This is a genomic window from Streptomyces sp. NPDC005423 (genome assembly GCF_040606415.1).
Lineage (GTDB): Bacteria > Actinomycetota > Actinomycetes > Streptomycetales > Streptomycetaceae > Streptomyces.
Genome location: NZ_JBEXET010000060.1, coordinates 1 through 21,934 on the forward strand (window position 1 = coordinate 1; position 21,934 = coordinate 21,934).

Annotated in this window: 21 protein-coding genes and 1 pseudogene; 5 read left to right on the forward strand and 17 right to left on the reverse strand. The window is 72.1% G+C overall.

Annotated features, from left to right (window positions below; translation table 11 throughout):
• Nucleotides 1-84: 84 nt before the first annotated feature.
• Nucleotides 85-780, reverse strand: coding sequence for a transglycosylase family protein (locus tag ABZT12_RS35645; RefSeq protein ID WP_356392810.1), 696 nt, complete (start codon nt 778-780; stop codon nt 85-87).
• Nucleotides 781-1,313: 533 nt separating this feature from the next.
• Here ABZT12_RS35645 and ABZT12_RS35650 point away from each other — a divergent pair.
• Both ABZT12_RS35650 and ABZT12_RS35655 read left to right on the forward strand, forming a co-directional pair.
• On the forward strand, nt 1,314-2,102 hold the full coding sequence (locus ABZT12_RS35650; protein WP_356392813.1) for a hypothetical protein: 789 nt from the start codon (nt 1,314-1,316) through the stop codon (nt 2,100-2,102).
• Nucleotides 2,103-2,139: 37 nt separating this feature from the next.
• Nucleotides 2,140-2,565: a hypothetical protein gene (locus ABZT12_RS35655; protein WP_356392815.1), complete on the forward strand. Its 426-nt coding sequence runs from the start codon at nt 2,140-2,142 to the stop codon at nt 2,563-2,565.
• 98 nt (nt 2,566-2,663) lie between these two features.
• Here the strand turns inward: ABZT12_RS35655 and der are convergent, their stop codons facing one another.
• The 5 genes from der to aroH form a co-directional block, all read right to left on the reverse strand.
• Complete coding sequence (der, locus tag ABZT12_RS35660) at nt 2,664-4,139, reverse strand: ribosome biogenesis GTPase Der (protein WP_356392818.1); 1,476 nt, start codon at nt 4,137-4,139, stop codon at nt 2,664-2,666.
• A gap of 60 nt (nt 4,140-4,199) precedes the next feature.
• Nucleotides 4,200-4,802: a lysophospholipid acyltransferase family protein gene (locus tag ABZT12_RS35665; RefSeq protein ID WP_356392900.1), complete on the reverse strand. Its 603-nt coding sequence runs from the start codon at nt 4,800-4,802 to the stop codon at nt 4,200-4,202.
• Nucleotides 4,803-4,855: 53 nt separating this feature from the next.
• Nucleotides 4,856-5,551: a (d)CMP kinase gene (cmk, locus tag ABZT12_RS35670; protein ID WP_356392820.1), complete on the reverse strand. Its 696-nt coding sequence runs from the start codon at nt 5,549-5,551 to the stop codon at nt 4,856-4,858.
• Nucleotides 5,552-5,685: 134 nt separating this feature from the next.
• Nucleotides 5,686-6,780, reverse strand: coding sequence for a prephenate dehydrogenase (locus ABZT12_RS35675; RefSeq protein ID WP_356392823.1), 1,095 nt, complete (start codon nt 6,778-6,780; stop codon nt 5,686-5,688).
• Nucleotides 6,777-7,139: a chorismate mutase gene (aroH, locus tag ABZT12_RS35680; RefSeq protein ID WP_356392826.1), complete on the reverse strand. Its 363-nt coding sequence runs from the start codon at nt 7,137-7,139 to the stop codon at nt 6,777-6,779. Before aroH ends, ABZT12_RS35675 begins: the two co-directional genes overlap by 4 nt.
• 205 nt (nt 7,140-7,344) lie before the next feature.
• Between aroH and ABZT12_RS35685 the strand changes: the two are divergent.
• The 3 genes and pseudogenes from ABZT12_RS35685 to ABZT12_RS35695 all read left to right on the forward strand — a co-directional run.
• A pseudogene (locus ABZT12_RS35685) lies at nt 7,345-7,431 on the forward strand (DUF6529 family protein); the annotation flags it as partial.
• A 47-nt stretch (nt 7,432-7,478) separates the two neighbouring features.
• Nucleotides 7,479-7,889, forward strand: coding sequence for a Rieske (2Fe-2S) protein (locus ABZT12_RS35690; protein WP_356392829.1), 411 nt, complete (start codon nt 7,479-7,481; stop codon nt 7,887-7,889).
• Nucleotides 7,890-7,911: 22 nt separating this feature from the next.
• Nucleotides 7,912-8,655 carry a nucleotidyltransferase domain-containing protein gene (locus tag ABZT12_RS35695; RefSeq protein ID WP_356392832.1) on the forward strand — a complete coding sequence of 248 codons (744 nt, stop codon included), beginning with the start codon at nt 7,912-7,914 and terminating at the stop codon, nt 8,653-8,655.
• A gap of 68 nt (nt 8,656-8,723) precedes the next feature.
• Here ABZT12_RS35695 and ABZT12_RS35700 read toward each other — a convergent pair whose 3' ends face one another.
• The 11 genes from ABZT12_RS35700 to ABZT12_RS35750 all read right to left on the reverse strand — a co-directional run bounded on the left by ABZT12_RS35700 (nt 8,724) and on the right by ABZT12_RS35750 (nt 21,565).
• Nucleotides 8,724-9,746: an ADP-ribosylglycohydrolase family protein gene (locus ABZT12_RS35700; protein WP_356392835.1), complete on the reverse strand. Its 1,023-nt coding sequence runs from the start codon at nt 9,744-9,746 to the stop codon at nt 8,724-8,726.
• On the reverse strand, nt 9,743-10,465 hold the full coding sequence (locus tag ABZT12_RS35705; RefSeq protein ID WP_356392902.1) for an NUDIX domain-containing protein: 723 nt from the start codon (nt 10,463-10,465) through the stop codon (nt 9,743-9,745). Before ABZT12_RS35705 ends, ABZT12_RS35700 begins: the two co-directional genes overlap by 4 nt.
• A gap of 178 nt (nt 10,466-10,643) precedes the next feature.
• Complete coding sequence (locus tag ABZT12_RS35710) at nt 10,644-11,768, reverse strand: pseudouridine synthase (RefSeq protein ID WP_356392838.1); 1,125 nt, start codon at nt 11,766-11,768, stop codon at nt 10,644-10,646.
• Nucleotides 11,768-12,430 carry an SMC-Scp complex subunit ScpB gene (gene scpB, locus ABZT12_RS35715; protein ID WP_356392841.1) on the reverse strand — a complete coding sequence of 221 codons (663 nt, stop codon included), beginning with the start codon at nt 12,428-12,430 and terminating at the stop codon, nt 11,768-11,770. The genes ABZT12_RS35710 and scpB overlap by 1 nt, the downstream gene beginning before the upstream one ends.
• Nucleotides 12,427-13,566 (reverse strand): segregation/condensation protein A, encoded by a 1,140-nt coding sequence (locus ABZT12_RS35720; protein WP_356392845.1) that lies wholly within the window; start codon nt 13,564-13,566, stop codon nt 12,427-12,429. Before ABZT12_RS35720 ends, scpB begins: the two co-directional genes overlap by 4 nt.
• Nucleotides 13,567-13,584: 18 nt before the next feature.
• On the reverse strand, nt 13,585-14,142 hold the full coding sequence (locus tag ABZT12_RS35725; RefSeq protein ID WP_356392847.1) for a hypothetical protein: 558 nt from the start codon (nt 14,140-14,142) through the stop codon (nt 13,585-13,587).
• Nucleotides 14,127-15,254, reverse strand: coding sequence for a ParA family protein (locus tag ABZT12_RS35730; protein ID WP_356392850.1), 1,128 nt, complete (start codon nt 15,252-15,254; stop codon nt 14,127-14,129). Before ABZT12_RS35730 ends, ABZT12_RS35725 begins: the two co-directional genes overlap by 16 nt.
• A gap of 401 nt (nt 15,255-15,655) precedes the next feature.
• On the reverse strand, nt 15,656-16,771 hold the full coding sequence (ald, locus tag ABZT12_RS35735; RefSeq protein ID WP_356392905.1) for an alanine dehydrogenase: 1,116 nt from the start codon (nt 16,769-16,771) through the stop codon (nt 15,656-15,658).
• A gap of 142 nt (nt 16,772-16,913) precedes the next feature.
• The gene (locus ABZT12_RS35740; RefSeq protein WP_356392852.1) at nt 16,914-18,983 is read right to left on the reverse strand and encodes a tetratricopeptide repeat protein; all 2,070 of its coding nucleotides are present in this window, start codon (nt 18,981-18,983) and stop codon (nt 16,914-16,916) included.
• 184 nt (nt 18,984-19,167) lie between these two features.
• Nucleotides 19,168-19,794 (reverse strand): NUDIX hydrolase, encoded by a 627-nt coding sequence (locus tag ABZT12_RS35745; RefSeq protein ID WP_356392855.1) that lies wholly within the window; start codon nt 19,792-19,794, stop codon nt 19,168-19,170.
• A 103-nt stretch (nt 19,795-19,897) separates the two neighbouring features.
• Entirely contained in the window at nt 19,898-21,565 is a 1,668-nt protein-coding gene (locus ABZT12_RS35750; RefSeq protein WP_356392858.1) for a CTP synthase, read from the reverse strand.
• Between the last annotated feature and the right edge of the window lie 369 nt (nt 21,566-21,934).

Consider the following 21,934-nt stretch of genomic DNA (forward strand, 5'->3'; position numbering starts at 1 on the left):
GAACAGCAGCAACTGGACGTCGAACGGCCATGCCTTGGGCGCGGTCGGCCGACCGGGCGGGGCTCCGTGCGGGGCGGGGCCGGCTCAGAAGTCGAGCCGCTGCCCGGGCATGATCAGGTTCGGGTCCCCGCCGATGACGGAGTGGTTGACGGCGTAGACCTTCCGCCAGGTGGTCCCGTGGGCGGCCGCGATGGAGCTGAGGGTGTCGCCCGCGCGGACGGTGTAGTCGCCCCGGGAGGAGCCGCGCGAGGTCTCGCCCGTCTCCGTCGACCGGGCCGACGTCCTCGCCGACCGGACGGGGGCCGCCTTCCGCACCGGCTTCGGCGTCGCCTTCTCGGTCTTCTCGGTCCGTGCGGCGGTCGAGGGGGAGGAGGCCGCGGGTGCGCCGCCGTAGGCTCCGGCCCGGGCCGAACAGGTGGGCCAGGCGCCCCAGCCCTGGGCGTTCTGGACCTTGGTGGCCACGGCGATCTGCGCGGACCTGGAGGCCTGGTCGGCGGTGGCCGCGTAGGCCGCGCCGCCGTAGGCGCGCCAGGTACCGGCGGAGAACTGAAGTCCTCCGTAGTAGCCGTTGCCGGTGTTGATGTGCCAGTTGCCGCCGCTCTCGCACTGGGCGATGCGGTCCCACACTCCGCTGTCCGCCGCCGCGGCGTTGCCGCTTGCGGCCAGCACTCCCAGCGGGGCGAGCAGCGCCGCCCCGGCGAGGACCACCGTGGTGCGCGCCTGACCCTTGTGCGGAGCCTTACGGGCGTTGACGCGAGTGGTGTCGGCACATTCGGACATGTAGTTCCCTCTCCACGAACCCGGGATCCCCCAAGGCGGTTCGCGGCTCCCACGCATCGACGTGGTCGTCACGGTCCCACCCCGTCCGCCGGCGGCTCTGCGGTGACCTGACTGCTTCGGCCGGCGGACGTACCCGAGCGGTGCTCTGTGCACACGGCGGAGGAATCTATGGAGCAAGGTGCGCCGTTCACAACCAACGGCCTTTCGTGCCAGGCCAGTTGACCGTTACCTGAGGTAGCGGCTGTTTCCGGACACCCGCTTCATCATCTGATGTCGTGATGTGTCGGGCAGCGGCCGAGCCGAGTTGTGACTCACCTCACCGCGCCAACTTCCCTACGTTTCCGCAGAGTTGACATGGAGTGTCCAATTCCGTACGGTGCGTCACCCTCCGCGTCGGCTCGTGGGATCCCGTCGGCTCCCGGGCGTGACTCCCGCCACAGCTCGGCCGTTGTCTCTTCATGAGCCCGGGAGCCTCCGGGCCATGGGCCGGGCGCCACCCGGTCCGCCACGCACCGCATCCCGAGGGAGCCACCGTGCCGCGCATGCTCGACGTCAGCGACGACGTACGCGCCGAGATCGGCGACGAAGAAGCCGACCGGCTGCTCGCCGGAGACAACGCCCCTGGCGGTTACGACTGCACGTCCTGCCGCACCCCGGGCGACTCCGCGCAGGAACGCACCAGCACCGTCCTGTTCATCGGCGACGAGACCGCCGTCCTCGCCTTCGCCCACGCCACCTGCCTGCCCTCCCAGGTCGTCCAGGTCACCGAGGAGCAGTTGCGGGGCGCGGTCCGCTCCATCAACGGCAACGCCCAGCCGTCCGGCGGCGAGCCGGACCGCACCGTGCCCGAGCAGGCCGTGCTCGGCGTCACCAGCGGACTCGTCCTGATCGCCGGGGAGTTGCAGCCGGCCCTGGTCGTCGAGCCCACCACGCCCGTCGTGCGGCCCGGCTCGACCGCGATCGGCGACGACTTCCTGCCGCTCCTCATCGAGCAGGGCTTCATGCCGCTCACCCAGATCACCGCCGTACCGCCGGTGCTGCACGGATGGTCGGTGCTGCTCGCCGCGGGCCAGCTGCACGCCGTGCTCCAGCCGAACGCGGCCGGCGGTCCGCCGGTGGCCTGGTGGCAGGCGCACCAGCCGCTCCTGGTGACCGACAGCTGGCGGGCCGCCGCCAACAAGCACCAGCAGGTACTGCTGTTCGCGGCGCCGGCCGGTTCCATCGGCCGCCAGCCCCGCGAGGACCTGCTGCGCGACGCGCTCGACAAGGCCGCGGCCAACGGCAAGCTGGTCGCCTCCGCCCTCCCGCTCGCGGGCCTGTGAACCGCATCCCTTGAGGTGCGGGGTCGTTTGGACATACGTGCACCCATACGACGTTCCCCGCCGCCAGTCCTACCAGCCGATCCCGTCCTCGCGGTCGGCCGAGGAGAGTCCGCACGTCCCCTCGGCCACACCGATCTACGACCGGCTCTACTCCGAATGGGTGAAGACCTTCCGGTCGCTGCCCGGCGACCGCAGCGGCGAGGAACAGCTGGGCTTCACCGCCTTCGGCAACAGCCCGCACACCACGGGCTCGTACGGCGGCAGCTCCTACAGCGCCTACAGCGCGGGGGCGTTCAGCGCCCGGCAGCAGTCGCAGTGGCAGCGCGTCGGGCCGCTCGGCCGGCAGGACGGGCGGCACGGCCAGACGGCGACCGCGGTGTGGCAGTCCGACGAGCGGCAGCACGGCACCGGGATGCACCACATCCCGGCGGCCCTGCCACCCGGCCCCCGCCGGGGCGCCTGAGCGACAGCGACAGCGGTACGACGAAGAGGGCGGCCCCCGGTCCGGCGGGGGCCGCCCTCTTCGTCGTACCGCTGAAGCCCCCGTCAGAGGGGCAGGCGCTACTTCTTCCTGCCGCGCTTCTCCCGGACCCGGACCGAGATGTGGATCGGGGTGCCCGGGAAGCCGAACTCCTCGCGCAGCCGGCGCTCGATGAAGCGGCGGTAGCCCGCCTCGATGAAGCCGGAGGCGAAGAGCACGAACCGCGGGGGCTTGGTGCCCGCCTGGGTGCCGAAGAGGATCCGCGGCTGCTTGCCACCGCGGATCGGGTGCGGGTGGGCGGCGACGAGTTCGCCGAGGAACGCGTTGAGCCGGCCGGTCGGGACGCGGGTCTCCCAGCCGGCGAGGGCGGTCTCGATGCCCGGGACGAGCTTCTCCATGTGGCGGCCGGTGCGCGCCGAGACGTTCACCCGGGGCGCCCAGGCGACCTGACCCAGCTCGGTCTCGATCTCCCGCTCCAGGTACCAGCGGCGCTCCTCGTCGAGGGAGTCCCACTTGTTGAAGGCGAGGACGATCGCGCGGCCCGCGTCGACGGCCATCGTGATGATGCGCTGGTCCTGCACCGAGATGCTCTCGGTGGCGTCGATCAGGATGACGGCGACCTCGGCCTTCTCCACGGCGGCGGCCGTGCGCAGCGAGGCGTAGTAGTCGGCGCCCTGCTGGAGGTGGACGCGCTTGCGGATGCCCGCCGTGTCGACGAACTTCCAGGTGACGCCGCCCAGTTCGATCAGTTCGTCGACCGGGTCGCGGGTGGTGCCCGCGACCTCGTTGACGACCACGCGCTCCTCGCCCGCCACCCGGTTCAGCAACGAGGACTTGCCGACGTTCGGGCGGCCGATCAGGGCGATGCGGCGCGGGCCGCCGACGGCGGTGCCGAAGGTCTGCTCGGGCGCCTCCGGCAGGGCCTCCAGGACGGCGTCGAGCATGTCGCCGGTGCCACGGCCGTGCAGCGCGGAGATCGGGTGCGGCTCGCCGAGGCCGAGCGCCCACAGATAGGCGGCGTCGGCCTCGCCGCTCTGGCCGTCCACCTTGTTGGCGGCCAGCACGACGGGCTTGCCGGCCTTGCGCAGCAGCCGTACGACCGCCTCGTCGGTGTCGGTGGCCCCGACCTTGGCGTCGACGACGAAGACCACCGCGTCGGCGGCCTCGATCGCGAACTCGGCCTGCGCTGCCACGGAGGCGTCGATGCCGAGGACGTCCTGCTCCCAGCCTCCGGTGTCGACGACCTTGAAGCGGCGGCCGGCCCACTCGGCCTCGTAGGTGACGCGGTCGCGGGTGACGCCCGGCTTGTCCTCGACGACGGCCTCGCGGCGGCCGATGATCCGGTTCACCAGAGTCGACTTGCCGACATTGGGGCGGCCTACGACGGCGAGGACGGGCAGCGGGCCGTGCGAGGCCTCGTCGAGGGCGCCCTCGACGTCCTCGGCGTCGAAGCCCTCTTCCGCGGCGAGCTCCATGAACTCCGCGAACTCGGCATCGCCGAGCGCCCCGTGCTCATGGGCCTCGCCCGAGCCGTCGGGCTGGATCTGGTCGTTCATGAAGTGCGTACCTCGTTCAATCGTGGTGATCGGTGGAACCCCCGGACTTCGGGTGATCCACTACTCAAGTGTCGCCCGGCGCCCGGTGAGGCGCCTGGCGTTCTCCAGGTGGGCCGCCAGGTGCTTCTGGATGCGCTCGGTGGCCTCGTCCAGTGCCTTGCGGGTGCGGCGGCCGGAGCCGTCGCCCGCCTCGAAGGGGTCGCCGAAGACGACGTCGACGCGGGAGCGCAGCGGGGGCAGCGCCTTCACGAGCCGTCCGCTCCGCTCGGAGCTGCCCAGGACGGCCACCGGCACGACGGGGGCGCCGCCGCGGACGGCGAAGTAGGCGAGACCCGCGCGCAGCGAGGCGAAGTCGCCCTCGCCCCGGCTGCCCTCGGGAAAGATACCGAGGACCCCGCCGTCGTTCAGGACGCCGAGCGCCCGGGTGATCGCCTGGCGGTCGGCGGTCTGCCGGTCCACCTTCAGCTGGCCGATGGCGAGCAGGAAGGGGTCCAGCGGGCCGATGAACGCCTCCTTCTTGATCAGGAAGTGCGTCGGCCGGGGGGCCACGCCCATGACCATCGGGCCGTCGATGTTGTGCGAGTGGTTGACGGCGAGGATCGCCGGGCCGGTCGCGGGGACCTTCCAGGCGCCCAGGACGCGCGGCTTCCACAGCCCGTACATCAGGCCGACGCCGATACGCCGTCCGACCTCGGCGCCCCGTTCGGAGGGAGCGGTCACTCGGCGGCCCGCTTCTCCTCGACGAGGGTGACGACACACTCGATGACCTGCTGGAGCGTGAGGTCGGAGGTGTCCACCTCGACCGCGTCGCCGGCCTTGGCCAACGGCGAGGTCTTGCGGGTGGAGTCGGCCGCGTCGCGCTTCAGCAGCGCCTCCCGGGTCGTGCTGACGTCGGCACCCTTCAGCTCGCCGCTGCGGCGGGCGGCCCGCGCCTCCGGGGAGGCGGTGAGGAAGATCTTCAGGTCGGCGTCGGGCAGCACGGTCGTACCGATGTCACGGCCCTCGACGACGATGCCGTGGTCGGCGGCGGCGGCCAGGGCGCGCTGCAGCTCGGTGATCCGGGCGCGCACCTCGGGCACCGCGCTGACCGCGCTGACCTCGGCGGTGACCTCCGGGGTGCGGATCGGGCCGGCCACGTCCACGCCGTCGACGGTGATCGTCGGGTTGGCCGGGTCGGTGCCGGAGATGATCTCGGGCTTGCCGGCCGCGGCCGCGATGGCGTCGGCGTCGCCGGTGTCTATTCCGTTGCTCACCATCCACCAGGTGATCGCCCGGTACTGGGCGCCGGTGTCCAGGTAGCTCAGCCCGAGCTGCGCGGCGACCGCCTTCGACGTGCTCGACTTGCCCGTGCCCGAGGGGCCGTCGATGGCGACAATCACGGCCGGGGCGGTCCTGGCGGCGCCGTTTTCCACGGGAGGACACCTTCCTGGTGAAGGGTGGTGAGCGGGGTGGGGGCGCGAGTGCGCCCCGCACAAGGTTACTGGGTGCGGGTCACTCGTCCGGCCCCTGCTCGGTGCGGGCACCCTCCGTACCCGTGGCCGCGCGGCTACTGGCGGATCGCCCACCCGCGTTCGCGCAGCGCGGCGGTCAGTACCGGTGCGGCCTGCGGCTCGACCCAGAGCTGCATCAGCCCCGCCTGCTGCCCCGTCGCGTGCTCGATCCGTACGTCCTCGATGTTGACCCCCGCCCGCCCCGCGTCCGCGAAGATCCGGGCGAGCTGGCCGGGCTGGTCGTCGATGAGTACGGCCACGGCCTCGTAGACCTGCGGGGCGGAGCCGTGCTTGCCGGGGACCCGCACCTGGCCGGCGTTCCCGCGGCGCAGCACGGTCTCGATGCCGGCGGCGCCCTTGCCGCGCTCGGCCTCCTCGGCGGACTGGAGGGCACGCAGCGCGCGGACGGTCTCGTCCAGGTCGGCGGAGACGTCGGTGAGGAGGTCCGCGACGGGTCCCGGGTTGGCGGAGAGGATGTCGATCCACATCCGGGGGTCGGAGGCGGCGATCCGGGTCACGTCCCGGATGCCCTGCCCGCACAGCCGTACGGCCGCCTCCTCGGCGTGCTCCAGCCGGGCGGCGACCATGCTCGAGACCAGGTGGGGCATGTGGGAGACGAGCGCCACGGCGCGGTCGTGGGCGTCCGCGTCCATGACGACCGGTACGGCACGGCAGTGCGAGACGAGTTCCAGGGCGAGGTTGAGGACCTCGGTGTCCGTGTCGCGGGCGGGCGTCAGGACCCAGGGGCGCCCTTCGAAGAGGTCGGCGGTCGCGGCCAGCGGGCCCGACTTCTCGCGGCCGGACATGGGGTGCGTGCCGATGTACCGGGCCAGCACCGCCGGGTCGAGCCCCAGGGCCTCCAGTTCGCGGCGCGGGCCGCCCTTGACGCTCGCCACGTCGAGGTAGCCGCGGGCCGCACCCCGGCGCATCGCGTCGGCCAGCACCCCGGCGACCAGGGCCGGCGGGGCGGCGACGATCGCGAGGTCGACGGGGCCGTCGGGCGCCTTGTCGGTCCCGGCGCCGAGCGCGGCGGCCGTACGGGCCTGCTCGGGGTCGTGGTCGGTGAGGTGGACGGCGACTCCGCGCGCGGCCAGGGCGAGGGCGGCGGAGGTGCCGATCAGCCCGGTTCCGATGACGAGCGCGGTCCTCACTGGGCGATGTCCTTGCGCAGGGCGGCGGCGGCGCCGAGGTAGACGTGCGTGATGCCCGAACGCGGCCGGTCGGTCTCGATGTGCGCGAGGAGCCGGACCACACGGGGCATCGCGCCCTCTATGCCGAGTTCCTGGGCGCAGATCAGGGGGACGTCCACGAGGCCGAGCTCGCGGGCGGCGGCGGCCGGGAAGTCGCTGTGCAGGTCGGGCGTGGCCGTGAAGAAGACGCTGATCAGATCGTCGGCGGTGAGGCCGTTCCGCTCCAGGACGGCGGTGAGCAGCGCTCCGACCTGCTCGTTCATGTGGCCGGACTCGTCCGAGTCCAACTGGACGGCGCCCCGCACCGCTCGTACCGCCACGGCTCTGCTCCTCGCTGGTGTGCATCCCGGCTCTGTGCCCGTCCAGCCTAATCAGCGTGGGGTGGGCGGGGAGACGACGCCCGCCCGCTGAGACGGGAGGACGGCCGGGAGGGCGTCCGGCCCCCGGACCGGCGCCGGACCGCCGGACCGCCGGACCGCTCGGGCGTCGGACGTACGGAACGCGCGGGTTGCACCGATCCGTCCTGGTTCCTTCTTCTTCGGCGGGTTCGGTGCCAAGATGCTGCTGCTCCGCTCGGAGCGACCGCCCGGTTGGCCGCCGCCGCTCGTCGGCGAGTGACCTCCCCCTTCGTGCTTCTTCCGCACCTACGGAGTGACGACATGACCGACCGTTCGACGCGCCGCACGATCCTCGCGACGGGGGCCGCCGCCGCGCTCGCCGCGGGCTGTTCCGGTCACGGCGACACCTCCTCCTCGGGTTCGTCGACCGTCCAGGCCTCCGGCGGCCCGGAGCTGGCGAAGACGTCCGAGATCCCGGTCGGCGGCGGCACGGTCTTCAAGGACCGGAAGGTCGTGGTGACCCAGCCGGCGAAGGGCGAGTTCAAGGCCTTCTCGGCGATCTGCACCCACCAGGGCTGCACGGTGGGCAGCGTCGTGAACGGCACCATCGACTGCCCCTGCCACGGCAGCAGGTACCACATCGCGGACGGCTCGGTGGCCGCCGGCCCGGCGCCGAGGCCGCTCCCGGCGGAGCCGATCACGGTACGGGGAAACTCGATTCACCTGACGTGAGGGGCCCCGTACGCTCCCTGACATGCCCGACACCGACCTGGTACGCGAACACACGGTCTACGCCTGCGTGATGGGTTCGCGTGCCTTCGGTCTGGCGACGGACACCAGCGACACGGACCGCAGGGGCGTCTTCCTCGCGCCGACCCCGCTCTTCTGGCGCTTCGACAAGCCGCCGACGCACGTGGAGGGCCCGGCGGAGGAGCAGTTCAGCTGGGAGCTGGAGCGCTTCTGCGCGCTGGCCCTGCGCGCCAACCCCAACATCCTGGAGTGCCTGCACTCCCCCCTCGTCGAGTACGCCGACGCCACCGGCCGTGAACTCCTCGCCCTGCGCGGGGCGTTCCTCTCCCGCCGGGTGCACGAGACGTTCACCCGTTACGCGTTGGGCCAGCACAAGAAGCTGGAGGCCGACGTCCACACGTACGGCGGCCCGCGCTGGAAGCACGCGATGCATCTGCTGCGTCTGCTGACGAGCGCCCGGGACACGCTCCGGACGGGCACCCTGACGGTCGACGTGGGCGAGGGACGCGAGCGCCTCCTCGCGGTGAAACGCGGTGAAGTGCCGTGGTCCGAGGTCGAGTTGTGGATGACGCGGCTGGCGGCGGAGGCCGACGGGGCGGTCGCCCGCACCCCGCTCCCGGCCGAACCGGACCTGGCCCGCGTCGAGGACTTCCTGGTCCGCGCGCGCCGCGCCTCGGCCGCCCGGTCACAGGCGAACGACACGGCCGCGGTCGGCGTCGTACCCACTCAGGACGTCCGGCCCGTCTGAACCCGCCCGCGCGCCTACGGCGCCCGCCGGCGCCCGGTGTCCGGCCCGCCCGGGGAGCCGGTCGTCCCTCACGCGTCCCAGAGCGTCCCCAACTCCCCCAGCTCCGCCCGGTACTCGATGCGCTCGGACCACTCCGCCGGCCACGCCCGCGCACCCAGGTGGGCGCCCGCGAACGCCCCTGTGAGGCAGGCGATCGAGTCCGAGTCGCCGGAGGTGCAGGCGGCGCGGCGCAGCGCCGTGAGGGGCTCGTCGACGAAGAGCAGGAAGCACAACAGGCCGGTGGCCAGGGCCTCTTCGGCGATCCACCCGGCGCCGGTGGCCAGGCAGGGATCGGTCTCCGGCGAGGCGGTGCGCACCGCGTCCCGCAGCCGGTCGAGCATCCCCAGGCACTCGTCCCAGCCGTACGCGATGAACCGCTCGGGCGTCGCCGCGTCACCCCGCGTCCACAGGTCACCGAGCCAACGGTGGTGGTAGCGGGTCCGGTTGTCGTAGGCGTACGACCGGAGCAGGCCGACGAGTCCGGTCGGTTCGGCGCCCTCGGCGAGCAGCCGTACGGCGTGGGCGGTGAGGTCGGAGGCGGCGAGCGCGGTCGGGTGCCCGTGGGTGAGCGCGGACTGCAACTGGGCGGCGCCCGCCCGCTGTTCGTCGCTCAGCCCGGGGACGAGCCCGACGGGCGCCACCCGCATGTTCGCGCCGCAGCCCTTCGAACCGGTCTGGCTGGCCTCCTGCCACGGCCGCTCCTGGGCCTTGAGGAGGTTGCAGGCGACGAGGCAGGTGTGGCCGGGGGCGCGGTTGTTCTCCGGCGAGCGGTACCACTCGACGAACTCCTCGCGCACCGGCCGTTCCAGCCGCTTGGGCCCGAGCGGCCCGCGGTCCATCGCGGTGCGCAGTCCGCGCCCCAGCGCCAGGGTCATCTGGGTGTCGTCGGAGACGATCGCGGGCCGGGCCAGCGCCATCTCCCGCCAGGGGCCGCACTTGGCGAGGATCGCGGGCACGTCGTTGAACTCGGTCGGGAAGCCGAGCGCGTCCCCGAGGGCGAGGCCCGTCAGGGCTCCGGTGGCGGCACGCTTGCGGACGGCGGTCGTGGTCATGCGGGGCGTCCTTCCGGGGACGGTCGGAGCAGGGGCGGGTGCAGGGCGGCGGCGGTGCCCGCGCGGTACAGCGCGGCCGGTTTGCCGCGCCCGCCGGTCAACCGGGCGCCGCCGGGCACCGGTTCGACGAAGCCGGGCGTGGCGAGCACCTTGCGGCGGAAGTTGGGGCGGTCCAGCGCGGTGCCCCACACGGTCTCGTAGACCCGTTGCAGCTCGCCGAGCGTGAACTCGGGCGGGCAGAAGGCGGTGGCGAGTCCCGTGTACTCCAGCTTGGCGCCGACCCGTTCGTGGGCGTCGGCGAGGATCTGGTCGTGGTCGAAGGCGAGCGGTCCGACGGAGCCGTACGGCAGCCAGCGGGCCTGGGCCGCGTCGCCGCCGCCCTGCGGTTCGGGCGGGTCCGGCAGCAGCGCGGCGAAGGCGACGGTGACGACCCGCATGCGGGGGTCGCGCCCGGGTTCGCTGTAGGTGCGCAGCTGCTCCAGGTGGAGGCCTGAGACGTCCAACAGGCCGGTCTCCTCGGCCAGTTCACGCCGGGCCGCCGTCTCCGCGGACTCCTCCGGCAGCACGAACCCGCCGGGCAGCGCCCACCGGCCCGCGTAGGGCTCCTGGCCGCGCTCGACGAGCAGCACGTGCAGGGTGCCCGCGCGGAGGGTGAGGACGGCGAGGTCGGCGGTGACGGCGAAGGGCTCGAAGGCGTACTTGTCGTAGTTCTGCGCCACGGTCACGTTCCACCATCTCCTTAATAGTCAACTCGACTATAAAGAGCGGGAACGGCTCCGCACAACCCCGTTGCGGCACAACGAGACGGCCGGCCCCGGAGACTTCCGGAACCGGCCGTACGCGCGCGCCCCTGACCTCAGCGCGCGCTGTCGCTGTCGCTGTCGCTGTCGCTATCGCCTAGAGGTCGACCTCCTGCATCAGCATGCCGACCTCGGTGTTCGACAGACGGCGCAGCCATCCCGACTTCTGGTCGCCGAGGGTGATCGGACCGAAGGAGACGCGCACCAGCTTGTCGACCGGGAAGCCGGCCTCCGCGAGCATGCGGCGCACGATGTGCTTGCGGCCCTCGTGCAGGGTCACCTCGACCAGGTAGTTCTTGCCGGTCTGCTCGACGACCCGGAAGTGATCCGCGCGCGCGTACCCGTCCTCCAGCTGGATGCCGTCCTTCAGCTGCTTGCCCAGGTCGCGCGGGATCGGGCCCACGATGTGCGCGAGATAGGTCTTCTTCACGCCGTACTTGGGGTGTGTCAGCCGGTGCGCCAGCTCACCGTGGTTGGTGAGCAGGATGACACCCTCGGTCTCGGTGTCGAGCCGCCCCACGTGGAAGAGGCGCGTCTCGCGGTTGGTGACGTAGTCGCCGAGGCACTGACGGCCCTCGGGGTCCTCCATCGTGGCGACGACACCGGCCGGCTTGTTGAGCGAGAAGAACTGGTACGACTGGGTCGCCACGGTCAGGCCGTCGACCTTGATCTCGTCGTGCTCCGGGTCGACCCGCAGGCCCTGCTCGACCACGATCTCGCCGTTGACCTCGACCCGGGACTGCTCGATCAGCTCCTCGCAGGAGCGCCGGGAGCCGTATCCGGCGCGCGCGAGGACCTTCTGCAGCCGCTCGCCCTCCTGCTCGGCGCCCGGGAAGGTCTTGGGCGGCTTGATGTCCTTCTTGCCCGCGTACCGCTCCCGGTTGCGCTCCTCGGCCCGCGCGTCGTACTCCCGCGAGGTGGCCGGCACCGAACGCCCGCGCCCGCTGCCCTGGCCCTGCTTGGGGCCGCCCTTGGCGCCGCCGCGCGCGGCGGCGCCACGCCCGGACTTCGGGCCGTCATGGGTGGCGCCGGGGCCCACGTCGTAGCGGCGCTCCTCGGGGCGGGGCTTGCTGGGACGGCCCTGGCTCTGGCCCTGACTCTGGCCCTGCGCCTGGCCCTGGCCCTGGCCTCGGCCCTGCCCCTGCTTCTGGTCCCTGTTGTTGCCGGCACCGCGGAAATTACCGCGCCCGCCACCACTCTTGCCGCTGCCGCTGCTTCGCATCAAAGTTCCGTCTGGTCGTCTGCATCGTCTGCACCCGGCGCATCGGGTGCGTCCGGATCGAACGACGGGACCCCTTCCAGTGTCTCGGCCTCGATCGCCTCAGCCTCCGGGAGGAAGGGCACGAGTTCCGGGAGCTCGTCCAGGCCGCGCAGGCCCATCCGCTCCAGAAAGTAGTTCGTCGTCGTGTACAGGATCGCACCTGTTTCGGGTTCCGCGCCCGCCTCCTCGACGAGACCACGCTGCAACAGGGTGCGCATCACACCGTCGCAGTTGACTCCGCGGACCGCCGAGACCCGGCTGCGGCTGACCGGCTGGCGGTACGCGACGACCGCGAGGGTCTCCAGCGCCGCCTGGGTGAGCCGGGCCTGCTGGCCGTCCAGGACGAAGCCCTCGACGGCCGCCGCGTACTCGGGACGGGAGTAGAAACGCCAACCGCCGGCGATCAGCCGGAGCTCGAAACCCCGCCCCTGGACGGTGTACTCGTCGGCCAGCTCGCGCAACGCGTCCGCGACCCGGCGCCTGGGCCGCCGCAGTATCTTCGCCAGGTGCTCCTCGGTGGCGGGCTCGTCCACGACCATCAGGACGGCCTCCAGGGCGGCCTTGAGGCCGGGATCGGCGACGGTGCGCGGGCCCGCGGACGCGTCTGGGGTCTCCTCGCTCACGCCTTCTTCTCCTCGGTCTTCCCCGGCGGCTCCGGGGGACGGTCGAACTCGTCGGTGACCACGGGCTCGCTCCCGTCCGCTCCCCCGGTCCAGCGCACGATCAGCTCGCCCAGCGCGGTCTCCTGGTCGAGGGCGACGGCCTTCTCCCGGTACAGCTCCAGCAAGGCCAGGAACCGCGCCACCACGGTCAGGGTGTCGTCGGTGTCCTCGACGAGCGCGCGGAAGCTGGCCTCGCCCAGCTCCCGCAGCCGCGCCATCACGATCCGGCCCTGCTCCTGCACGCTCACCAGCGGCGCGTGGATGTGGTCCACGTACACCTGCGGCCTGGGCCGGGGCTGCATCGCCTTCACGGCGAGCCTCGCGAAGCCCTCCGGGCCGATGCTGATGACCACCTCGGGGAGCAGTTCGGCGTGGTGCGGTTCGAGGCCGACGGTACGGGGGTAGCGCCGGCCCTCGTCGTCGAGGCGCTCGTTGAGGATCTCGGCGATCCGCTTGTACGCGCGGTACTGCAGCAGCCGCGCGAAGAGCAGGTCACGGGCCTCCAGCAGCGCGAGGTCGGCCTCGTCCTCGACCTCGGCGGCGGGCAGCAGCCGGGCCGCCTTCAGATCGAGCAGGGTCGCCGCGACCACCAGGAACTCGGTGGTGTGGTCCAGGTCCCAGTCCGGGCCCATCGCCCTGATGTGCGCCATGAACTCGTCGGTGACCTTCGACAGCGCGACCTCGGTGACATCGAGCTTGTGCTTCGAGATCAGCTGGAGGAGCAGGTCGAAGGGCCCCTCGAAGTTGGCGAGCCGGACCTTGAAGACACCGTCATCGGCTTCCGGCGACCCGTCCGGGACATCGGGGCCGACGGCGGGCTGGGGGTCGGCGTCGGACTCGACGGCGGGCTCGGGGCCGGTGAACGGCTGGGGCTCGGGGCCATCCCCAGGCTCGGCGTACGGCTCGGGCGCTGGGCCGGTGCCCGGCTCAAGCTCGGGGTCCGGCCCGGCGTCGGCTGCGGGTCCGGCCTCGGGGGGCGGCGACGGTGGTGTCGGCGCGACCGGCTCGGCGGCCGGGGCCGTGCCCGGCCCGCGCCCCAGCGCGCGCCGCCGGGCGGCGGTGCCGGAGAGAGGGACCGGAGCGTCGTTCGAGGTCATGACCCTCGCAGGCTACCGCTACCGCCCGCGCAGCCGTCGTACGAGAATGCTGGCGTCACCGCGCGATTCCAGGTCGGCCAGCACCACGGCGACCGCCTCGCGGACGATGCGCCCCCGGTCGACCGCCAGCCCGTGCTCGCCCCGGAGCACCAGACGCGCGTGCTCCAGGTCCATCAGCTCCTCGGCGGAGACGTAGACCGTGATCTTCTCGTCGTGCCGCTCGCGGCCGCTGGGACGCCGCTGGGCCTGCGCCCGCCCGCGCTGCTTGCGCGGCTGGGCGGCAGAACCTTCCTGCACCTCCCGTGACCCGGAGCGTTCCGCGCCCCGCGTGTGGGACTCGCCGTCGGCCCCTTCCGAGTCCGCCGCGGCGTGCTCCGCGCCGTCTCCGTCACCGCCGCGCGCGGGTACGGACTGCGGTCCGTCCTCGCCCGCCGCCGCGCCGTCGCTCTCCCCCGCCGGACCCGGCACCCTGACCTCGCCGTTGGCCCGGCGCGAGGGAGAGGACGACTGGAGCGCCATCCCCCCTGTCGTACGGAACAGTTCGTCGGCCCCCGGCAGACTCACTCGGCGTGACACCGGGCGAGCACCTCCCTGGCGAGCTGGCGATAGGCGGCGGCACCGACGGAGTTGGAGGCGTACGTGGTGATCGGCTCGCCGGCGACCGTGGTCTCCGGGAAGCGGACCGTGCGTCCGATGACCGTGTGGTAGACGTGGTCGTCGAACGCCTCGACGACGCGCGCGAGCACCTCACGGCTGTGCACGGTGCGCGAGTCGTACATCGTGGCGAGGATCCCGTCGAGCTCCAGCTCCGGGTTGAGCCGCTCCTGGACCTTCTCGATCGTCTCGGTCAGCAGGGCGACACCGCGCAGCGCGAAGAACTCGCACTCCAGCGGCACGATCACCTTGTGGGCCGCCGTGAGGGCGTTCACGGTGAGCAGACCGAGGGAGGGCTGGCAGTCGATCACGATGTAGTCGTAGTCGGCCATCAGCGGCTTCAACGCCCGCTGCAGGGTGGACTCCCGGGCGACCTCGCTGACCAACTGCACTTCCGCGGCGGACAGGTCGATGTTGCTGGGCAGCAGGTCCATGTTGGGGACCGCTGTCTTCAGGAGCACCTCGTCGGCCGCCATGCCCCGCTCCATGAGCAGGTTGTAGACCGTGAGGTCGAGCTCCATCGGGTTGACGCCGAGACCCACCGACAGCGCGCCCTGCGGGTCGAAGTCCACGAGCAGCACGCGCCGTCCGTACTCCGCGAGCGCGGCACCCAGGTTGATGGTCGACGTCGTCTTGCCGACGCCGCCCTTCTGGTTGCACATCGCGATGATCTTCGCGGGGCCGTGATCGGTCAGCGGGCCCGGGATCGGGAAGTACGGCAGCGGGCGTCCGGTCGGACCGACGCGCTCACGGCGCTGGCGGGCCGCGTCGGGCGCGAGCGTGGCCGCGTACTCGGGATCGGGCTCGTACTCGGCGTCGGGGTCGTAGAAGTGCCCGTCGGGCAGTTCGTCGTAGTCGGCGAACTGGTTGTGGGGCGCGCCACTTCCGTCGCCGGCCATGGCGTTCACGTGATGGCCATCCATGCTCTGGTGTGCTGTCCGAGTCGCCTGCGGACTCTGGCGGGCTGCGAAGGTGCGCACAGCGACGGAGCCGACAGCCTCGAACCCTGCGGGGTCCTGGCCCCGTGCAGGCATTCCTGGTTGACCACCCCCGGGAGAAAATGTCGACTCATTCACAAGTCGTCTTACCTCCTTGGTGACCAGGAAATTTCTCGATAGGTCAGCGTGGCACCATGCCGACGGTTGGCGACTCTATGGCGTGTCGGCGGTCCGCAGCAACACAATCCGCCGTACCCGGCAGGATGTGTCGGCAATGAAACATCCCTCTGTCAAGGGCGTACGGCCGTCGCACGGCAGGTTTCACCGGTGCACGAATCGGTTCAAGGGTTGCGTTCGACGCTAGTTGGCCGAGTGCCGCAAAGTGACCATACACACATCCGGCCGGACCTTGTCGGGCAAGGTCCGGCCGGGTGAGCGTGGTTGACGACCTGTGTTGACGTATCGCCTTTTGCCGAACGGTGACTTGGCCCGCGGGCTCAGCCGAGCAGGGTCTCCAGCTCCACGTGCTCCAGGCCGTGCGCCTCCGCGACCTCCTTGTAAATCACCTTGCCGTCATGGGTGTTGAGACCCCTGGCGAGCGCCGCGTCCCGGCGCAGGGCCTCCGCCCAGCCGCGGTTGGCCAGCTCCACGATGTACGGCAGCGTCGCGTTGGTGAGCGCGTAGGTCGAGGTGTTGGGCACCGCGCCGGGCATGTTGGCGACGCAGTAGAAGACCGAACCGTGCACCGGGAAGGTCGGCTCGGCATGAGTGGTCGGGCGGGAGTCCTCGAAGCAGCCGCCCTGATCGATCGCGATGTCGACAAGAACACTTCCGGGCTTCATCCGCGCCACGAGTTCGTTGGTGACCAGCTTCGGCGCCTTGGCGCCCGGGATGAGCACGGCACCGATCACGAGGTCGGCGTCGAGGCACGCCTTCTCCAGCTCGAAGGAGTTGGAGACGACGGTCTGGATCTTGGTGCCGAAGATCCTGTCGGCTTCCTTGAGCTTGTTGATGTCGCGGTCGAGCAGGGTCACGTGGAAGCCCATGCCGATGGCGATCTGCGCGGCGTTCCAGCCGGAGACACCGCCGCCGATCACGACCGCGCGGCCGGCCGCCACTCCCGGGACACCGCCGGGCAGCACACCGCGGCCTCCGTTGGCGCGCATCAGGTGGTAGGCGCCGACCTGGGGGGCGAGGCGGCCGGCCACCTCGGACATCGGGGCGAGCAGCGGGAGCGCGCGGTTGGACAGCTCGACCGTCTCGTAGGCGATCGCCGTGGTGCCGGACGCGATGAGCGCGTCGGTGCACTCGCGGGAAGCGGCCAGGTGCAGGTAGGTGAAGAGCGTCTGGTCCTTGCGGAGGCGGTGGTACTCCTCGGCGATCGGCTCCTTGACCTTGAGCAGCAGGTCGGCGGTGGCCCACACCTCGTCGGCGGTGGCGAGGATCCGCGCACCGGCGGCGACGTACTCGTCGTCCGTGATCGAGGAGCCGACGCCGGCGCTGCGCTCGACGACTACCTGGTGGCCGTGGCGCACCAGCTCGTGCACGCCGGAGGGGGTGATGGCCACCCGGAACTCGTTGTTCTTGACCTCGCGGGGGATACCGACCTTCACGTCGATCACGGTCCTTGGCTCAGAGGGTGTGGGGCAATACATCTCATACCCGGGCATGCGGGAGCACACCAGGAGACCGCAGGAGAAGGTGCGGTAGAGCCAGTCTAATGAAGGCGTTCTCCGTGTCTAGCCTTTCAATGCATCAATCTTCGGCGGATGTACTGCGGATTTCGCAGGCGTTAGCGTCTTGTTCCGTGAATTGATCGCTGCCGGCGGCCTCCTCGCCCAGCAATCGCGCGGCCGTGGCCCGGTGCAGCCCGGCCGCCGTGGGGTCTCCGAGCCGGTCCAGCGTGTCGGCCAGCCGCAGCTGGAGCGCCGCCTGCAGCCGTACGTCCTGCGCGCGCCCCGCCCACTCCACCGCCTCCTCGCAGGTGCGCAGCGACTCCTCGGGCCGGCCCGCGTACTCCTGGACCCGCGCCAGCTCGCTCAACGCCCTTGCCTGGGCGGCCACATCACCCTCCTTGCGGTACCCGGCGACCGCGGCCCGCCAGCCCCGCAGCGCCTCCCCGTAACGGCCCGCGTAGGTGTGCGCGGCGGCGATCCGGCCGTAGAGCCGGGCGGCCTCCGCGCGCTCGTCGCGGGCCAGCCGCTGGGCCAGGGCGCGGCCGAACCAGTCGGCCGCCCGGTCGTAGTCCCCCAGCTCCAGATGGGCCCCGCCAACGGATTCCATCGCGCGACCGGTCGCATACGGGTCGTTCGCCGCGCGCCCGGCGTCCAGCGCGGCCCGGTAGCGGACCAGCGCCTCGGCCGTACGGCCGGTCCGCGCGTCCAGGTCGCCGAGGTTCAGCAGCGCGGCGGCCTGCTCCCGGGGCAGGCGACGCCGCTCGGCCACATCGAGGACCAGGCCGTGGATGCCGTACAGCTCGGGCGCCGCCGCCTGGGTGCCGATGTGCGCGACCATCGCCCTGACCAGCTGGGACATCAACCGCCTTGCCAGGGTGTCCAGTTCACCGTCGGCGACGGCGAGCCGGGCCGAGGCGAGCAGGGCGGGCTGCCGGACGCGCAGCCAGTCGGCGGCGGCCGCGGGGGTCGGGAAGCGCAGCGAGCGGGGCATGCCGAGGAGCTTCTCGCGGGCCTGGGGGCTGTCGGTCTCGGTGATCGCCCGGCAGGACTGGAGCAGCCGTACGGTCCGCTCCAGGAGCCGGGCGCGGGCCAGTTGCAGTTCGGCCGGGCGGTCCTGGGTCTCGGTGAGGGCGCGCAGCAGGGGGAGCAGGCAGCCGGGTACCTCGTACTGCGGCAGCGGCGCCTGAAGGGGGCGTAGCAGGCCGGCGGCGACGAAGTCGTCCAGGGTGGTGCGGGCGCCGCCGACGGAGCAGCCGGCCAGCGCGGAGGCGGTCTGCGGGTCGACCAGGCCGGCCGGGGCGAGGGAGAGCAGGCGCAGCACCCGGGCGGCCGGGCCCGGCAGGGAGGCGTAGACGAACCCGAAGACGCGGCTGAGGGGCGTTCCCTCGCCGTCCTGGGCGTGCAGCTGCTTGGCGAGGTCGGAGACGGCCGCGGTGGGCCGGGCGGCCAGCCAGCCGCCCGCCAGGGTCAGCGCGGCGGGCTGGGAGCGGCACACCTCGACCAGGTTCTCGGCGGCGCGCGGGTCGACGGTGACGCGGACCGAGCCGGTGAAGCGGGCGAGCAGTTCCAGCCCCGACTTGGTGTCGAGGCCGCCCAGCGTGCAGGGGCGGACGTCCGCGATCCCGGTCAGCGGGCCCCGGGAGACCGCGACGACGAGGCACTCCGGGGTGTCCGGCAGCAGCGCGTCGACCTGCTGGGCGTCGACCGCGTCGTCGAGCAGGAGCAGAGCGCGCCGATCGGCGAGGGCGAGGCGCAGCGCCTCGCACAGCTCGTCCTCGTCGGCGCCGGCCGGGGTGGGCCGGTCCAGGGCGGTGAGCAGGGCGCGGGCGGTGCGCTCGGTGGGGACCGGGGTGCCGTCCGGCTCGCTCAGCCGGGCCCGCAGCACGCCGTCCCGGTAACGGTCGGCAACCTGCCGTACGAGCTCCTCGGCGAGCGCCGTACGGCCGGAGCCGGGGCGGCCGGCGATGAGGAGGACGCGCGCGCGAGGGGCTTTGCGGCCCGCGATGGTGTCCAGGCCGGCCCGCTCGATGTCGGCGCGCAACTCCTTCAACTCCCGTGTGCGACCCAGGAACTGACTGACCGTCGGGGACGAGGGGCGCGTCGGCCCCGGCTGCTCCACGCCGTCCGTGTCCACCGCCTGGTCCGTCACGGGCCACACTCCCGTCCCACTTGCGCGCGCAGGCCCGCCGGGACTCCGGTTCGGGCGTTTCCCGAGCCTAGTTCACGCTCTGCGACGTTCCGGGCGGAGCGCGGCGGGGACGTCCCCCGATCGGATCAGCAGATCGTCACACCAAGAAGGGGGGCGGGGAGGGGGGCGGACGCCCGGCGGGGGTTCAGGAGTCGAAGGGACGCGCCGGCCAGGGGGCGTCAGCCGGGCGCAGCGCGTCGAGGCCGTCGCCCTGCCGGGCGGCGAGCAGGGCGAGGACGCCCACCACGAGGCAGTTGTTGTGCAGGTCGCCCGCGAGGACGCCGCGCACCAGTTCACCGAGGGGCACCCGCGCGTGCTCCATGTCGGACTCCTCGTCCTCGACCTCGAAGCGCTCGCCGTCCGCCTCGGAGAGACCGCTGGCCAGGAAGACGCGTACGGCCTCGTCGCAGCCGCCGGCCGTCGTGTACACGTCGGTCAGCACCCGCCACTCCTCGGCCTTGACGTGCGCCTCCTCGTACAGCTCGCGCTGGGCGGCGTGCAGCGGGTTCTCGCCGGGGACGTCGAGCAGTCCCGCCGGGATCTCCCACAGCTTCTGCCGTACGGGGTGGCGGTACTGCCTGATGAGCAGGGCCCGGTCCTCGTCGTCCAGGGCGAGGACGGCCACCGAGCCCGGATGGACCTGGTAGTCGCGGCGGACCACCGAGCCGTTCGGCATGACCACGTCGTCGGTGCGCACGGAGGTCTTGTTGCCCACGAAGGGGGTCTCCGTGGCCCGGATCTCCCACTCCTCGTGCGTGTCCCTGATCGTCATGCCCTGTCCTTCCGCACACGTGCCCTGCCCGACCGGCCTGCCGGAGCGGCCGGAGCGCGCACCTCTTGAAGGCACGCGCCCCGGCCACCGTACAACTCTTGTGCTACTTGCCCGTCTTGCGTGCCACAGCGGCCTTGACCAGGCCCGCGAAGAGCGGGTGCGGCCGGGTCGGGCGGGACCGCAGCTCGGGGTGGGCCTGGGTGGCGACCAGGTAGGGGTGCACCTCGCGGGGGTACTCCACGTACTCCACGAGCTTGCCGTCCGGGGAGGTGCCGGAGAACTGCAGGCCGGCCTTCTTCTCCAGCTCGCCGCGGTAGGCGTTGTTCACCTCGTAGCGGTGGCGGTGGCGCTCCTCCACGTACTCCTTGCCGTCGTACACCTCGCGCACGAGGGAGCCCTCGGCGAGCTTGGCCGGGTACATGCCCAGCCGCATGGTGCCGCCCATGTCGCCGTCCCCGGCGACGATGTCGAGCTGCTCGGCCATGGTGGAGATGACCGGGTGGCCGGTGGCCGCGTCGAACTCGGTGGAGTTGGCGTCCGGGACGCCGGCCAGGTTGCGCGCGGCCTCGATCACGATGCACTGCAGGCCGAGGCAGAGGCCGAGCAGCGGGATCCGGTGCTCACGGGCGTACTGGATCGCGCCGACCTTGCCGGAGACACCGCGGTCGCCGAAGCCGCCGGGGATACAGATCGCGTCCACGTCACCGAGCTGCTCGGCGGCGCCCGCCGGGGTCCTGCAGTCGTCCGAGGTGACCCACTTGATCGTGACGCGGGCCTTGTTGGCGAAGCCGCCGGCCCGCAGCGCCTCGGTGACCGAGAGGTAGGCGTCGGGCAGGTCGATGTACTTGCCGACCAGCGCCATGGTGATCTCGTGATCGGGGTTGTGGACGCGGTCCAGCAGGTCGTCCCAGGTCGTCCAGTCCACATCGCGGAAGGGCAGGTCCAGCTTGCGGACGACATAGGCGTCCAGACCCTCGCCGTGCAGGGTCTTGGGGATGTCGTAGATCGAGCGGGCGTCGGGGCAGGCCACCACGGCGGCCTCGTCGACGTCGCACATCAGCGAGATCTTGCGCTTGATCGCGGTGGGCACCTCGCGGTCGCACCGCAGCACGATCGCGTCCGGCTGGATGCCGATGTTCCGCAGGGCCGCCACCGAGTGCTGGGTCGGCTTGGTCTTCAGCTCGCCGGAGGGGCCGATGTAGGGCAGCAGGGAGATGTGCACCACGAAGACGTTGTCCCGGCCGACCTCGTGGCGGACCTGGCGGACCGTCTCCAGGAACGGCAGCGACTCGATGTCACCGACCGTGCCGCCGACCTCGGTGATGACGACGTCGACCTCGTCGGTCGCCATGCGCCGGATCCGGTGCTTGATCTCGTTGGTGATGTGCGGGATGACCTGCACGGTGTCGCCCAGGTACTCGCCGCGCCGCTCCTTGGCGATGACCGTCGAGTACACCTGGCCTGTAGTGACGTTGGCGGAGCCGTCCAAGTCGCGGTCGAGGAAGCGCTCGTAGTGTCCGATGTCCAGGTCGGTCTCGGCACCGTCGTTGGTGACGAACACCTCACCGTGCTGGAACGGGTTCATGGTGCCCGGGTCGACGTTGAGGTACGGGTCCAGCTTCTGCATGACGACCCGCAGGCCCCGCGCCTTGAGCAGCATGCCGAGACTGGAGGCCGTGAGGCCCTTGCCGAGAGAGGAGGCGACACCCCCGGTGACGAAGATGTGCTTGGTCGTCGTGGCTGTGCTGTTTCGGAAAGCAGCGTTCGGCATGGCCAAGAGGGGGCTCCCGTGGTCGCGGTCTGGGGTGCGGTACGGCTGCCCGCCCGGAGATACCGGGTTTTCCTTGAGGAGCCGTCGCTGCGGTTCCGGGGTTTCCTGCCCACCGGTCCACGGGCTACCAGGGTATCAGCGCCCGGCCGAGATGGCTTCCGGGCACCCTCCGCACACACGCCGGCACAGGCGCACCTCCGACACGGCCTCCGCACCCGCTGCTCACCCGTTCGGCGTGGGTCCGTTGTCCGGAGCGGCACACAGATCATCTACGTGCGTCGTATCCTGCTCGGACACTCGCTGCCGAGCCCTACCCGCAACACGGCACCACCCCCCGGCCGTAATACCCGGAACACCGAGAGCTCGTCA

Bases quoted from the DNA above. Each gene is read 5' to 3' on its own strand.
- ABZT12_RS35645 (WP_356392810.1), bottom strand. From the start codon at position 780: ATGTCCGAATGTGCCGACACCACTCGCGTCAACGCCCGTAAGGCTCCG.
- der (WP_356392818.1), bottom strand. From the start codon at position 4,139: ATGAACGACCAGATCCAGCCCGACGGCTCGGGCGAGGCCCATGAGCAC.
- ABZT12_RS35665 (WP_356392900.1), bottom strand. From the start codon at position 4,802: ATGTACGGGCTGTGGAAGCCGCGCGTCCTGGGCGCCTGGAAGGTCCCC.
- ABZT12_RS35690 (WP_356392829.1), top strand. From the start codon at position 7,479: ATGACCGACCGTTCGACGCGCCGCACGATCCTCGCGACGGGGGCCGCC.
- ABZT12_RS35695 (WP_356392832.1), top strand. From the start codon at position 7,912: ATGCCCGACACCGACCTGGTACGCGAACACACGGTCTACGCCTGCGTG.
- ABZT12_RS35700 (WP_356392835.1), bottom strand. From the start codon at position 9,746: ATGACCACGACCGCCGTCCGCAAGCGTGCCGCCACCGGAGCCCTGACG.
- ABZT12_RS35710 (WP_356392838.1), bottom strand. From the start codon at position 11,768: ATGCGAAGCAGCGGCAGCGGCAAGAGTGGTGGCGGGCGCGGTAATTTC.
- ABZT12_RS35720 (WP_356392845.1), bottom strand. From the start codon at position 13,566: ATGACCTCGAACGACGCTCCGGTCCCTCTCTCCGGCACCGCCGCCCGG.
- ABZT12_RS35730 (WP_356392850.1), bottom strand. From the start codon at position 15,254: ATGCCTGCACGGGGCCAGGACCCCGCAGGGTTCGAGGCTGTCGGCTCC.
- ABZT12_RS35745 (WP_356392855.1), bottom strand. From the start codon at position 19,794: ATGACGATCAGGGACACGCACGAGGAGTGGGAGATCCGGGCCACGGAG.
- ABZT12_RS35750 (WP_356392858.1), bottom strand. From the start codon at position 21,565: ATGCCGAACGCTGCTTTCCGAAACAGCACAGCCACGACGACCAAGCAC.